The sequence below is a fragment of the Pseudomonas putida genome, from assembly GCF_022627325.1.
In the GTDB taxonomy this organism is placed as follows: Bacteria; Pseudomonadota; Gammaproteobacteria; order Pseudomonadales; family Pseudomonadaceae; genus Aquipseudomonas; species Aquipseudomonas putida_X.
Window position 1 is genome coordinate 17,858 of record NZ_JAETZZ010000007.1, and the last position, 14,138, is coordinate 31,995.

At 62.6% G+C, this 14,138-nt stretch carries 12 protein-coding genes; 8 read left to right on the plus strand and 4 right to left on the minus strand.

Going from position 1 to position 14,138, the window contains the following annotated elements; genetic code table 11:
• Nucleotides 1-115 precede the first annotated feature (115 nt).
• Complete coding sequence (locus tag JNA92_RS12475) at nt 116-469, plus strand: YkgJ family cysteine cluster protein (protein WP_241804946.1); 354 nt, start codon at nt 116-118, stop codon at nt 467-469.
• Between the two features lie 2 nt (nt 470-471).
• Here JNA92_RS12475 and dadR read toward each other — a convergent pair whose 3' ends face one another.
• The gene (gene dadR, locus JNA92_RS12480) at nt 472-960 is read right to left on the minus strand and encodes a transcriptional regulator DadR (protein WP_039581953.1); all 489 of its coding nucleotides are present in this window, start codon (nt 958-960) and stop codon (nt 472-474) included.
• Nucleotides 961-1,113: 153 nt separating this feature from the next.
• Between dadR and dadA the strand changes: the two genes are divergently transcribed.
• From dadA to JNA92_RS12505, 5 genes are all read left to right on the plus strand, one after another.
• Nucleotides 1,114-2,415 carry a D-amino acid dehydrogenase gene (gene dadA / locus JNA92_RS12485; RefSeq protein ID WP_241804947.1) on the plus strand — a complete coding sequence of 434 codons (1,302 nt, stop codon included), beginning with the start codon at nt 1,114-1,116 and terminating at the stop codon, nt 2,413-2,415.
• A gap of 85 nt (nt 2,416-2,500) precedes the next feature.
• On the plus strand, nt 2,501-3,574 hold the full coding sequence (alr, locus tag JNA92_RS12490) for an alanine racemase (protein WP_241804948.1): 1,074 nt from the start codon (nt 2,501-2,503) through the stop codon (nt 3,572-3,574).
• 110 nt (nt 3,575-3,684) lie between these two features.
• Nucleotides 3,685-4,233 (plus strand): cupin domain-containing protein, encoded by a 549-nt coding sequence (locus JNA92_RS12495; protein WP_241804949.1) that lies wholly within the window; start codon nt 3,685-3,687, stop codon nt 4,231-4,233.
• A 154-nt stretch (nt 4,234-4,387) separates the two neighbouring features.
• Nucleotides 4,388-4,792 (plus strand): c-type cytochrome, encoded by a 405-nt coding sequence (locus JNA92_RS12500; RefSeq protein WP_241805183.1) that lies wholly within the window; start codon nt 4,388-4,390, stop codon nt 4,790-4,792.
• 117 nt (nt 4,793-4,909) lie between these two features.
• Nucleotides 4,910-6,769 (plus strand): acetyl-CoA hydrolase/transferase C-terminal domain-containing protein, encoded by a 1,860-nt coding sequence (locus tag JNA92_RS12505; protein WP_241804950.1) that lies wholly within the window; start codon nt 4,910-4,912, stop codon nt 6,767-6,769.
• Between the two features lie 82 nt (nt 6,770-6,851).
• On the opposite strand, the gene JNA92_RS12510 is transcribed toward JNA92_RS12505, so the two are convergent.
• Both JNA92_RS12510 and rep read right to left on the minus strand, forming a co-directional pair.
• A complete protein-coding gene (locus JNA92_RS12510; RefSeq protein WP_241804951.1) occupies nt 6,852-7,424 on the minus strand; it encodes a xanthine phosphoribosyltransferase in 573 nt (190 codons plus the stop codon).
• 63 nt (nt 7,425-7,487) lie between these two features.
• Nucleotides 7,488-9,497 (minus strand): DNA helicase Rep, encoded by a 2,010-nt coding sequence (rep, locus tag JNA92_RS12515; protein ID WP_241804952.1) that lies wholly within the window; start codon nt 9,495-9,497, stop codon nt 7,488-7,490.
• Nucleotides 9,498-9,794: 297 nt separating this feature from the next.
• Here rep and JNA92_RS12520 point away from each other — a divergent pair, with 297 nt between their 5' ends.
• Complete coding sequence (locus tag JNA92_RS12520; protein ID WP_241804953.1) at nt 9,795-11,462, plus strand: putative bifunctional diguanylate cyclase/phosphodiesterase; 1,668 nt, start codon at nt 9,795-9,797, stop codon at nt 11,460-11,462.
• 97 nt (nt 11,463-11,559) lie between these two features.
• Here the strand turns inward: JNA92_RS12520 and JNA92_RS12525 are convergent, their stop codons facing one another.
• Complete coding sequence (locus JNA92_RS12525; RefSeq protein ID WP_241804954.1) at nt 11,560-12,948, minus strand: NorM family multidrug efflux MATE transporter; 1,389 nt, start codon at nt 12,946-12,948, stop codon at nt 11,560-11,562.
• Between the two features lie 151 nt (nt 12,949-13,099).
• Here JNA92_RS12525 and JNA92_RS12530 point away from each other — a divergent pair, with 151 nt between their 5' ends.
• Entirely contained in the window at nt 13,100-14,026 is a 927-nt protein-coding gene (locus tag JNA92_RS12530; RefSeq protein ID WP_241804955.1) for a LysR substrate-binding domain-containing protein, read from the plus strand.
• Nucleotides 14,027-14,138 lie beyond the last annotated feature (112 nt).

The following is a 14,138-nucleotide window of genomic DNA, read 5'->3' on the forward strand; positions in this document are numbered from 1 at the left end:
CGAGACAGAGGAGGGAGGATAAGCCGGGTTTTCGGGGTCGGGCAACCGGCCTCATTCTGGGCAAGCCGGCGATGAGGCCTATAATCGAGCCTCAATCTTCAATGTGTTTGTCACCATGTCCTGCAACCGCCACAAGATCCAGTTCCTGCGTGAACTCATCCCTTCCTTCGAATGCGAGCCCGGTTGTCACGACTGTTGCGGCCCGGTAACCACGTCTGCCGAAGAGATGGCCCGCCTGCCGCGCAAGTCACAGGCTGAGCAGAATGCGGCACTGGAGCGCCTGGACTGTGTGCACCTGGGGCCCAATGGCTGCACCGTCTACGAAGAACGCCCGATGATCTGCCGCCTGTTCGGCACCACCCCACGCATGGCCTGCCCACGCGGCCGTGGCCCGGAACCGATGATCGAGCCGCAGGCCGAGGAGCTCGTCCACCGGTTCATCGCCACCACCCGGCAGGTGCTGGTCTAGCGTCAATCCGGGATCGGCAGGCAGAGGCTTTCCTTCACCTCCTCCATCACGATGTAGCTCTTGGATTCACGCACATGCGGTAGCTTGAGCAGGATGTCGCCAAGCAGCTTGCGGTATGAAGCCATCTCCGAAATACGTGCCTTGACCAGGTAATCGAAATCGCCCGACACCAAGTGGCATTCCAGCACGTGGGGCAGCTTGAGTACCGCGCGGCGGAACTCCTCGAACGTGTCGCCCGACTTGTAGTCCAGGCTGATCTCCACGAATACCAGCAGGCTGCCCTTCAGGTGCTGAGGGTTGAGCCGGGCGTTGTAGCCCATGATGATGCCCTCCCGCTCCAGGCGGCGCACGCGCTCGGTGCAAGGGGTGGTGGAAAGCCCGACTTTCTCGCCCAGTTCGGTGAAGGAAATGCGCCCGTCACTCTGCAGGATCCGCAGGATGTTGCGGTCGATCTTGTCCAGTTCACGCTTGCTCTGGTGCTGGGTTCTCATAGGGGATGCCCCTCCGTGAAAGGCGTTTTTGCCGAGAATTCTCGCCAAATATAGGCTTTTATATAGTGAATTGCACTGGCCTGTAATTTTTATACTGCGCGCATCCATGCCATTTCAACAAAAATGCGGTGCGCCGCGTGCGAGGGATCAACGATGCGAGTTCTGGTACTTGGTAGCGGTGTAATCGGAACCGCCAGTGCCTATTACCTGGCCCGGCAAGGTTTTGAAGTGACTGTGGTCGATCGCCAACCGGCGGTGGCGATGGAAACCAGCTTCGCCAACGCAGGCCAGATCTCGCCCGGCTACGCCTCGCCCTGGGCCGCCCCAGGCGTGCCGCTCAAAGCCATCAAGTGGCTGCTGGAGCGCCACGCGCCACTGGCCATCAAGCTGACCGGCGACGTCGACCAGTACCTGTGGATGGCGCAGATGCTGCGCAACTGCACCGCCAGCCGGTATGCAGTGAACAAGGAGCGCATGGTGCGCCTGTCTGAGTACAGCCGTGATTGCCTCGACGAACTGCGCGCCGAAACCGGTATCGCTTACGAAAGCCGCACTTTGGGCACCACCCAGCTGTTCCGCACCCAGGCTCAGGTCGATGCTGCTGCCAAGGACATCGCTGTGCTCGAGCAGTCGGGCGTGCCCTATGAGCTGCTGGACCGCGACGGCATTGCCCGTGTCGAGCCCGCCCTGGCAGGGGTCAAGGACATTCTCGCCGGTGCCCTGCGCCTGCCCAACGACCAGACCGGCGACTGCCAGCTGTTCACCACCAGGCTTGCTGACATGGCCCTCAAGCTGGGTGTCGAATTCCGCTTCGGCCAGGACATCCAGCGCCTCGACTTCGCCGGTGACCGAATCAATGGCGTATGGGTCGACGGCAAGCTTGAAACCGCCGACCGCTACGTGCTGGCGCTGGGCAGCTACTCGCCGCAGATGCTCAAACCGCTGGGCATCAAAGCACCGGTCTACCCGCTCAAGGGGTATTCGCTGACCGTGCCGATCACCAACGCCGACATGGCGCCTACTTCGACCATTCTCGATGAGACCTACAAGGTCGCCATCACCCGCTTCGACAACCGTATCCGTGTCGGTGGCATGGCTGAGATCGCCGGTTTTGACCTGTCGCTGAACCCGCGCCGGCGCGAAACACTGGAGATGATCGTCAACGACCTTTATCCTCGCGGCGGTGACCTGAGCCAGGCCAGTTTCTGGACCGGCCTGCGGCCGGCGACTCCGGACGGCACCCCGATCGTGGGGGCTACCGCGTTCCGAAACCTGTTCCTCAATACCGGCCACGGTACGCTGGGTTGGACCATGGCCTGTGGTTCCGGGCGCCTGCTGGCTGACCTGATTGCGCGCAAAAAGCCGCAAATCAGCGCTGAAGGGCTGGATATTTCACGCTATGGCAACACCCGGGAAGCCGCCAAGCAAGGCCATACGGCGCCAGTGCACCAGTAATCGCCTGGCGTCACCGGCCCATCGCTGGCCTGCCGGCGATGGGTTCAACACTGTTTTCAACCTGAACCACCATAAGGCTGCCGCCATGCGTCCCGCCCGCGCCCTGATCGACCTCCAAGCCCTGCGCCACAACTACCGTCTTGCCCGTGAACTGACCGGCGCTAAAGCGCTCGCCGTGATCAAGGCCGACGCCTATGGCCACGGTGCAGTGCGTTGCGCCCTTGCACTGGAAGCCGAAGCCGATGGCTTTGCCGTGGCGTGCATCGAAGAGGCGCTGGAGTTGCGTGCGGCAGGCATCAAGGCGCCGATGCTGCTGCTCGAAGGCTTTTTCCAAGCCAGCGAGCTTTCCCTGATCGCCGAGCATGACCTGTGGTGCGTGGTGCATTCGCTGTGGCAGCTTGAGGCCATCGAAAATACCCCCGTGCACAAGCCATTGACCGTTTGGCTCAAGCTCGACAGCGGCATGCACCGTGTCGGACTGCACCCCAAGGACTATCACGACGCTTACCAGCGCCTGCTGGCCAGCGGCAAGGTTGCGCGCATCGTGCTGATGAGCCATTTCGCCCGTGCCGATGAACTGGATGCCGACGCCACTGGGCAACAGATTGCCGTGTTCGAGGCCGCCCGCCAGGGGCTGGCTGCCGAATGCAGCCTGCGCAACTCGCCCGGCGTGCTCGCCTGGCCTCATGCCCCCAGCGACTGGGTGCGCCCTGGCATCATGCTGTATGGCGCAACCCCGTTCGACGTGGCGCAAGCCCAGGCCGAGCGCCTGCAGCCGGTAATGACCCTGCAATCGCAGGTGATCAGTGTGCGGGAACTGCCCGCTGGCGAGCCCGTAGGCTATGGCGCCAAGTTCATCAGCCAACGCCCCACCCGGGTCGGTGTCGTTGCCATGGGCTATGCCGATGGCTACCCCCGCCAGGCCCCGACCGGTACCCCGGTGATGGTCGCCGGCAAGCGCAGCCAGCTGATTGGCCGGGTTTCCATGGACATGCTGTGCATCGACCTGACCGACGTGCCCGAAGCGACCATCGGCAGCCCGGTCGAGCTGTGGGGCAAGCACGTGTTGGCCAGTGACGTCGCCATGCACGCAGGGACCATCCCCTACCAGATCTTCTGCAACCTCAAACGCGTGCCACTGGACTACGTCGGCGAATGACACGCTGAAGCGGACAGCCTGAGGGGCGGTGTGTTGTAAATACTGAACGGCATTGCCATGATATCGTTCACATTCACCCCGCCATCTCACCGTTTCAGGAGGCTCCAGCTTTGGACGTCGGCGAACGACTGCAAGCCATCCGCAAGCTCAAGGGCCTGTCCCAGCGTGAACTCGCCAAGCGTGCGGGCGTGACCAACAGCACCATCTCGATGATCGAGAAGAACAGTGTGAGCCCCTCGATCAGTTCGCTGCGCAAGGTGCTCAGCGGCATTCCCATGTCCATGGTCGAGTTTTTCTCCGTGGAACTGGAAGCGCAAAGCCAGGCCCAGATTGTCTACAAGGCCCACGAGTTGATCGACATTTCCGACGGCGCGGTGACCATGAAGCTGGTAGGCAAGTCGCATCCCAACCGCGCGATCGCCTTCCTTACCGAGGTCTACCCGCCGGGTGCCGACACCGGAGCGGAGATGCTCACCCACGATGGCGAAGAGACCGGCATCCTCCTGGAGGGCCGGCTGGAACTGGTGGTAGGCACCGAGACCTTCATCCTCGAAGAAGGTGACAGCTACTATTTCGAGAGCACCCGCCCGCACCGTTTTCGCAACCCGTTCGATGAGCCGGCCCGACTGATCAGCGCGGCAACGCCCTCGAACTTTTGATCCAGCGCAGTGCATTGATTCGGCAATACCCCTTTCCTGAGTAGGGTCGTTTCACGGCTTGTGGGTTCCCGCTATACTTTTCAACGCTCGCATTACCGTGGCCGCGGGCGTGATTAGCCACCATGAGGGTGTTCGCGTGAACCAAACCAAGAAGATGCTGGCCGTACCAGCAGCCGTATTCGCCCTTTGGGCAATGAGCGCAACCGCTGCGACCAATGATGACATTGCCAAACGCCTCGAGCCGGTGGGTCAGGTGTGCGTCCAGGGCCAGGAATGCAAGGGCATGGAGGTGGCCGCTTCGGCTGGCGGTGGCGGTGCCAAGACACCGGATGAAATCATCGCCAAGCATTGCAACGCCTGCCATGGCAGCGGCCTGCTCGGCGCGCCGAAAATTGGCGATACCGCCGCATGGAAAGAACGTGCCGACCACCAGGGCGGCCTCGATGGGATCCTTGCCAAGGCCATAACCGGCATCAATGCCATGCCCCCCAAGGGCACCTGCGCCGATTGCTCGGATGAAGAACTCAAAGCAGCCATCCAGAAGATGTCCGGGCTTTGAACCAGCGTTGAATTGCCGATAGCCCGCCTTCCATGGCGGGCTTTGTCTTTGCGCAGGCAACGACCGCTGTCGATTCCTGTCCAACCCCTGAACCTACGGAAGACTCAGGAGGCCAAGATGCACCTCTGCTCCATCGACCAGGCAGTCGAGCAGGTCTTGTCACGCTTGCCCGCCCACATTCACATGGGCCTGCCGCTGGGGCTTGGCAAACCCAATGCCTTCGTCAATGCGTTGTACGCCCGGGTGCGTGACCTGCCAGAGCGCCGCTTGACGATCTACACGGCTTTGTCGCTTGGCCGCCCACCCTTGGGCGACGGCCTGCAACGACGTTTCCTCGAGCCCTTCGTCGAGCGTGTGTTCGCCGATTACCAGGAACTCACCTACCTGGCCGACCTGCGCAACGACCAGCTGCCGCCCAACATCCGCGTCGAGCAGTTCTTCATGCAGCCCGGCGGCCTGCTGCACAGTGATTGCGCGCAGCAAGACTACGTCAGCAGCAACTACAGCCATGCAGCCCGCGACATCAACGCCAAGGGCCTGAACCTGATCGCGCAATTGGTCGCCGCCACGCCGCAAAGGCCGGTGCACTTGAGCCTGGCCTGCAACCCCGACATCACCCTCGACCTGCTGCCGATGATCGCCAAGCGCCGCGAGGCCGGCGAAACCATCCTCATGCTCGGTCAGGTGCATGCCGAGCTGCCCTACATGCCAGGCGATTCGGAGTTGGGCATGGAGGCGTTCGACCTGCTGATCGATCAGGTGGAACAGCGTCGGCTGTTCTCCACACCGAACATGCCGGTAACCACCCAGGACCATTGCATCGGCCTGCACGCCAGCACCCTGGTGCGCGATGGCGGCACCCTGCAGATCGGCATTGGCGCCATGGGTGATGCCGTGACCGCTGCGTTGCTGGCGCGCCAAGGCGACAACCCTGGGTATCGGGCATTGATGGGTGAGCTGGATGTAGGGCCCTGGCACACCCTGATCGAGCGTGAGGGCGGGCTGGATGCGTTCGCCCAAGGCCTCTATGGGTGCAGTGAGATGTTCGTCAACGGCCTGCTGGCGCTGGCCGAAGCCGGGGTGGTGCGGCGCCCGGCTGACGAGCAAGGCGTGCTGGTACATGGCGGCTTCTTCCTTGGCCCGCAGGCGTTCTATCAACGCTTGCGGGAGATGCCACTGGAGCAGCGCGCGCAGTTTGCCATGACGCGTATCAGCTTCATCAACGAGCTGTATGGCCAGGAAGAACTGAAGCGCCGCCAGCGGCGTGATGCCCGCTTCATCAACACCGTGTTCACCATGACCCTGCTCGGCGCGGGGGTAGCCGACCAGCTGGAAAATGGCCGCGTGCTCAGCGGCGTGGGCGGGCAGTACAATTTCGTCGCACAGGGCCATGCGCTGGAGGGCGGGCGATCCATCCTGTTGCTGCGCAGTTGGCGTGAGGCGGGGGGCGAGGTCAGCTCCAACCTGCTCTGGGCCTACGGCCACTGCACCATCCCCCGGCACTTGCGTGACATCGTGGTGACCGAGTACGGCATCGCCGACTTGCGTGGGCAGACCGACAGCGAAGTGATCGCCCGGCTACTGGCAATCACCGACTCCAGATTCCAGGGCGAGCTGATCGAACAGGCCAAGCAGGCAGGCAAGCTCGCAAAAGACTTTCAACTCGATGCGCGGTTTACCGACAACACGCCTGAGCGACTTGAGCAGATCAGGGCGCGGCATGCACGGCTGTTCCCTGAGTACCCGTTGGGGACAGATTTCACCGCTGAGGAACGGGACTTGCTGCGGGCGTTGGGCTGGCTCAAAAGCAAGTTCAGGTTGAGCGAGGTGCTGGAGCTGGGCAAGGCAGCGCTGGATGCGCCGGGGCCGGAGGGGTATGCGGCGCAGTTGGCGCGCATGCAGCTCGATGAGCCGCGAGGGCTGAAGGAAGAGCTGTATCAGCGGTTGGTTTTGGCAGGGTTGGCAGCGACGCGATAAATACCGGGCCTGCTTTGCAGCGGACTGCCGGGAAGCCAGCTCCTTTGGGAGCCGGCTTACCGACGATGAGGCCGGTACAGGCTCAATCGATGAAGCTGACCACGCCACCTTCCAGCGACTTGACCCGGGCCAGGGATTCAACGCGGTAACCTTGGCTGTCCAGTTCGGCACGGCCACCCTGGAACGATTTCTCGATGACGATACCCAGGCCGGCAACGGTGGCACCGGCTTGCTTGATGATCGAGATCAGCGCCTGGGAGGCCTTGCCGTTGGCCAGGAAATCATCGATCACCAGCACGCGGTCGCTGCTGTTGAGGTGGCGCGGGGAGATGGCCACGGTGTTTTCGGTCTGCTTGGTGAAGGAATACACCGAGGCCGTCAGCAGGTTTTCGGTCAGGGTCAGGGACTGATGCTTGCGCGCGAAGATCACCGGAACGCCCAGCTTCAGGCCAGTCATCACCGCCGGCGCAATGCCCGAGGCTTCGATGGTGACGATCTTGGTCACACCGGCATCGGCGTAAAGGCGAGCGAATTCGTCACCGATCAGCTGCATCAGCGCAGGGTCGATCTGGTGGTTGAGAAACGCATCGACTTTTAGAACCTGATCGGAAAGCACGATGCCTTCGTCGCGAATCTTCTGCTGCAGTGCTTCCACTGTGTATCTCCGATGTAGCAAAGGTGGCCGCAAAGCGCGGCAGAGTTAAAGAGTAATGGTTGATCAGCGTTTGAGCATTGCCCGGATATCGGCCAGCGCGTTGTTGCCACGCGCGGCTTTGACTTCCACTGGCGCATCGTCCAGGCCTTCCCAGGCCAGGTCGTCCGGCGGCAGTTCGTCGAGAAACCGGCTGGGCGTGCAGTCGATGATTTCGCCATACTGCTTGCGTTTGGCAGCGAAGGTGAAGGCCAGGGTCTGGCGGGCGCGGGTAATGCCCACGTAGGCCAGGCGGCGTTCCTCTTCGATGGTGTCGGCTTCGATGCTCGAGCGGTGGGGGAGGATTTCCTCCTCCATGCCCATGATGAACACGTAAGGGAATTCCAGGCCTTTGGACGCGTGCAGGGTCATCATCTGCACCCCCTCGGCGTTTTCTTCCTCTTCCTGCTGGCGCTCGAGCATGTCGCGCAGCACCAGTTTGCCGATGGCGTCCTCGATGGTCATGTCACCCTCTTCGTCCTTCTCGAGGGTGTTCTTCAGTGCTTCTACCAGGAACCAGACGTTGCTGATGCGGAACTCAGCGGCTTTGTCGCTGGCCGTTTGCTGGCGAATCCAGTTTTCATAGTCGATGTCGCGGATCATCTCGTGCAGCGCGGCAATCGGGTCTTCCAGGGCGACTTTGTGGCGCACGCCGTCGAGCCAGTGCTTGAAACGCTGCAGACGCTCGGTATAACGCGCGTCCAAGTGCTCGCCCAAGCCCAGTTCCTCGCTGGCGGCATACATCGACACGCCCCGTTCGGTCGCGTAGTTGCCGAGCTTTTCCAGGGTGGTCGAGCCGATCTCGCGGCGCGGTACGTTGATCACCCGCAGGTAGGCGTTGTCGTCATCCGGGTTCACCAGCAAGCGCAGGTAGGCCATCAGGTCCTTGACTTCCTGGCGGCCGAAGAAGCTGTTGCCGCCCGACAGGCGATACGGCACCTGATGGTGCTGCAGTTTCAGCTCGATCAGCTTGGCCTGGTAGTTACCGCGGTACAGGATGGCGAAGTCACTGTAAGGGCGGTTGGTGCGCAGGTGCAGGGTGAGGATTTCCATGGCCACACGCTCGGCCTCGGCGTCCTCATTCTTGCAGCGGATCACACGGATCTCGTCGCCCACGCCCATCTCGCTCCACAGCTGCTTCTCGAACGCATGCGGGTTGTTGGCGATCAGCACGTTGGCGCAGCGCAGGATGCGGCTGGTGGAGCGGTAGTTCTGTTCGAGCATGACGATTTTCAGGGAAGGGTAGTCTTCCTTGAGCAGCATCAGGTTCTCGGGGCGCGCACCACGCCAGGCGTAGATCGACTGGTCATCGTCACCCACCACGGTGAACTGGTTGCGCATGCCGATGAGCATCTTCACCAGCAGATACTGGCTGGCGTTGGTGTCCTGGTATTCGTCCACCAGCAGGTAGCGCACGCGGTTCTGCCAGCGCTCCAGCACTTCGGGGTGCTCCTGGAACAGCTTGACCGGCTGCAGGATCAGGTCGTCGAAGTCCACCGCGTTGAACGCCTTGAGCGTGCGCTGGTAATGGGTGTAGACGATGGCGGCGGTCTGCTCGCGCGGGTTTCGCGCTTTTTCCAGGGCTTCGGCGGGCAGGATCAGGTCGTTCTTCCAGGCACCGATCATGTTCTTGATCTCGTCGATGCCGTCGTCGCCGGAATACTCCTTCTGCATGATGTCCGACAGCAGCGCCTTGATATCGGACTCGTCGAAGATCGAAAAGCCCGGCTTGTAGCCCAGCTTGTCGTGCTCCTTGCGGATGATGTTCAGGCCCAGGTTGTGGAAGGTACACACCGTCAGGCCTCGGCCTTCCCCCGGGCGCAGCAGGGTGGCGACCCGCTCCTTCATCTCGCGCGCAGCCTTGTTGGTGAAGGTCATGGCGACGATGTACTGGGCACGGATGCCGCAGTTCTGGATCAGGTGGGCAATCTTGCGCGTGATCACGCTGGTCTTGCCGGAGCCTGCACCGGCGAGCACCAAAAGAGGGCCGCCGACGTAGTCACGGGCTTCCTGTTGCCTGGGATTGAGTCGGGACATGCTAGAAACCGGGGGTCGCCAGAAAATAGCCGCGCATTCTAACAGGCATGGGGCCCTTGTGGCGCGACCGTCTGACGTCTGAGTCAGACTTTGTGTCGCGCATAGCATTAGTCAGGCTCATGCTATTCATGGAAAAAATCGTATTTGCTGGTTTAACCGCTTTCGAGCAGGATGCACGTCAAAATGTGTCGGGACGCACTGTGGGCAAGGATACGTCTAAAAGTGAAAATCATTTTCATTTATCCAGTAGCATACACGGCCACCCTTTTGCCACCGTCCTCGCTTTAAGGAGCCCGCTTGTCCACGCCTGTCGAACCTTTGCGTTTGCTGTTGTTGGCTGATGAGCCGGAATGGGCCGCCTTGTTGCGCGAATGCCTGCTGCCGCTGAACGGTACAGCGGTACTGCTGACTGCGCCCAACTGGGCTGCAGTGGACAGCCTGTTCAGCCAAGACCGCCAGGCCGTGATCCTGGCCACCCAGGCCCTGCAACCTGCGCCGGGGCGTTGCGAGCTGCCGACCATCCTGTTGCTGGACGAGGAGCCGCTGACCCCACCCACAGGCGTCAGCGACTGGCTGGTGCGCAGCCAGTTGAATACCGATGCGCTTCGCCGTTCCTTGCGCCACGTACGCGAACGTGGCGTGCTGGTGGCCACCTTACAGCGCCTGGCCGAGCAGGACCCGTTGACGGGCATCGCCAACCGCCAGGGTTTCCAGGCCCTGCTGACCGCCCGGCTGGCTGAGAACGACGGGCGCGGAGTAGCCCTTGGGCATCTGGACCTGGACAACTTTCGTCATGTCAACGATGCCCTCGGCCACCAGGGTGGCGACCGGCTGATCCTGCAGGTGGTGTCACGGCTGAAGCAGCAACTGGCGGCCGGCGACCAGCTGGCACGCCTGGGCAGTGATGAATTTGCCCTGCTGATCGACACCCGCCGCGACAACGCCCGCGCCGAGCGCATCGCCGAAAGCATCGTCGAAGCCCTGGCCGAGCCTTACTGGATCGACGGCGAAAGCCTGTTGCTTGGCTGCAGCCTGGGCCTTGCCCACGCCCGCGCGCAAAGTGGCGCCGACCCATTGATGTGGCATGCGCACATCGCCATGCGCCAGGCCAAAAGCAGCCAGGGCTGTACCTTCCATGTGTTCAATGAGCGAATCAACCGCAACGCCCGCAGCCTCGCCGACCTGGAAGGCGAACTGCGCAGGGCCCTGCGTCGTGATGAGCTGGAGCTGCACTACCAGCCACGGCTGAACCTGGGCGATGGCAGCATCGTCGGCCTTGAGGCGCTGGTGCGCTGGCGTCATGCCGAGCGCGGCCTGTTGCCGCCGAGCGAGTTCGTGCCGCTGGCCGAGCAGAGCGGGTTGATCGTGCCGTTGGGCTACTGGGTTATCTCCCGTGCCCTGCGTGACATGCAGGCCTTGCGCGAGAGCGGCCTGGCCCCCCTGCACATGGCGGTCAACCTGAGCTTTCGCCAGTTCCAGGACAGCCAGCTGCTGGCGACCCTGAGCCGGCTGATCATCGAACATGGCGTCGACGCCCGCTGGCTGGAGTTCGAACTGACCGAAACGGCGGTGATGCGCCGCAATGAGCTGGTCCGCCAGACCATGGATGCTCTGGGGCGCCTTGGCGTGCGCTTCTCGCTCGACGATTTCGGCACCGGTTTCTCATCCTTCGTGCACCTGAACAGCCTGCCGATCACCTTGCTCAAGGTCGATCGCAGCTTTGTCGCCGAAATGGAGATGCGCGAGGAAAACCGCAAGCTGGTGCACGCGATGATCAACCTGGCGCACAACCTCAACCTCGAGGTGGTGGCCGAGGGCGTTGAAAGCCCTGAGCAGATGGCCTTGCTACGCGAGTTCGGCTGTGACCAGGTGCAGGGGTTTCTGGTCAGCAAGCCACTGCCGGTGGATGAGCTGATGGCGTACCTGGGGCAGGCGTGTGAACGCAAGCTGACGCAAGTGCTCTAGCGCCATATCGCTGGCAAGCCAGCTCCCGCGACTGCCTGGTTCTTCAGGTCTGCGCTTTACCGTTGGGAGCCGGCCTGCCGGCGATGTGGCCCAGCAGTCAGGCCGAAACAGCAGCCTGTGCACCCGCTCCCGCCTTGCCCAGCATCCGCTTCATCCGCCACTCAAAGGCCAGGGTCAGCGCCACCGAAGCACACGCCAGCCCCAATGCCAGCCCCCACCACACACCGACTGCACCGCCACCCAGGTTGAAGGTCAGCAACCACGCACTTGGCGCTCCGACCAGCCAGTAGCAGCAAAGGCCGATCAGGAAGGTGGTCTTGGCATCCTTCAACCCGCGGATCGAACCCATGGCGATGGTCTGCACACCATCGAACAGCTCGAACCAGGCCGCCACCATCAGCAAGCTCACTGCCAGCTGGTAGATCGGCGCAAACGCTGGATCATTGCCATCGATGAACAGGCTCACCAGCATCTCCGGGCGCAGCCAGAACAGTGCCGCGAAGGCGAACATGATCAGCGCGCCAAAGCTGATGCCTACACGCCCGGCACTGCGCGCCGCCGGCAGGTTGCCGGCACCGTAATACAGCCCTACGCGCATGGTCACCGCATACGAAAGCCCGGTCGGCACCATGAATGCGGTAGAAACGATCTGCAGGGCAATCTGGTGGGCCGCAAGCTCGGTGCTGCCAAGTACACCCATGCACAGGGCGGCAAAAGCGAACAGGCCGACCTCCACCATGTAGGTGCCCCCGATCGGCAAGCCCAGGCGCCACAGCTCGCGCAAGGCCGGCAGCGAAGGGCGCGACAGGCCCTTGCGCAGCGGGTAGGCGGCATACGCCGGGTGCCAGCGGATGTACAAGGCCAGCGCGATGGCCATGCCCATCGACACCACGGCGGTGACCAGGCCGATGCCCATCAGCCCAAGCTTGGGCAGGCCGAACATGCCTTCGATCAGCGCGACGTTGAACAGGTAGTTGAGCACCGTACCGATCAGGCTGATGACCATCACCGGGGTCGAGCGGCCCAAGGCGCTGGTGAAACCGCGCAGGGCCATGAAGGTCAGGTAGCCCGGCAGCGCCAGTGGCAAGAGGGTGAGGAATTCGGTGGCCGAGGCGACGTTTTCAGGCTGTTGGCCGAACAGCAGCAACACCGGCTTGAGGTTCCACAACGCCAGCGCGGCCACCAGCGCCAGCCCCCAGGCCAGCCACAAACCGTTTTGCGCCAGCCGGGTGGCGCCTTCGATGTCATTGGCGCCCTTGCGGATCGCCACCAGCGTGCCGACTGCAGCGATCACCCCCAGGCAGAAGATCGACACGAACGAATAGCTCGCAGCCCCCAGCCCACCGCCGGCCAAGGCCTGGGGGCTGATGCGGGCCATCATCAGGGTGTCGGTCAACACCATCAGCATGTGCGCCAACTGCGAGGCAACCAGCGGCCCGGCCAGGCGCAGCAAAGCCTTGAGTTCTTTAGTGGGCGCGACGTGCATGGGGGTGGTCCTTCTGACTCTGTGAGCGAGGGACGATTCTGAGGCTTCGGTCAACTTTGCACAAAAGGATAAAAACGATGATTGGCATGAGTTGAACTCATGCATATATGATTTCATGCATCCCCTTTCTGCCCCCGTAAGCAGGTGCCATATGTCCCGTCAGCTGCCTGCGCTGTATGCGCTGCGCGCATTCGAAGCCGCCGCCCGGCTCAGCTCTTTCACCCGTGCCGGTCAGGAGCTGTCGATCACCCAGAGTGCGGTCAGCCGCCACATCCGTACCTTGGAGGAGCACTTTGCCTGTCGCCTGTTCATCCGCAGCGGGCGCAGCCTGCAATTGACCGAGGCCGCCCGGGTGCTGCTGCCCGGCGTGCGTGAGGGCTTTGCCGCGCTGGAGCGCGCGTGCGACACCTTGCGCGGTGAGGACGACATACTGCGCATGAAGGCGCCGTCGACGCTGACCATGCGCTGGCTGCTGGCGCGCCTGAGCCAGTTCCGGCACTTGCAGCCGGGCAATGAAGTGCAGTTGACCAGCGCCTGGATGGATGTCGACCACGTGGACTTCAACCAGGAACCCTTCGACTGCGCGGTATTGCTCAGTGACGGTGCTTTTCCGCCGGACTGGGAGGTACGCCGGCTGTTTTCCGAGCTACTGATCCCGGTGGGCGCACCCGACCTGCTCAAGGAAGGCCCTTTGGACGAGCGCAGGCTGGCCGGCATCGAGCTGTTGCACCCGACCCCCGACAAGCGTGACTGGCGAGAATGGCTGGAGCGCATGGGGCTGGCTGATAGCGTTTCACTCAAAGGTGGGCAGGTGTTCGACACCTTGGAGCTGGGGATGATTGCGGCGGCCCGTGGCTACGGGATATCCATGGGTGACCTGCTGATGGTCGCCGAGGATGTTGCGCAGGGTCGTTTGAGCCTGCCATGGCCGACGGCGGTGCCCAGCGGCATGGATTACTACCTGGTCTGGCCGAGAACCCGGCCGGGTGGGGAGCGGTTGCGGCGGTTGAGCGTATTTCTGCAGGAAGAGGCCGCGGCGGTGAGCCTGCCGGCTGTGCAAATACTGCCGGCCATCTGATTGCCTGCGCTGGCTTTATCGCCGGCAGTCCAGCCGGTGGGAGTCAGCTTGCCAGCGATTTGGGCCGGTACAGAAATAGAAAACGTTTGCGAATACCCCGGCCCGACACTCA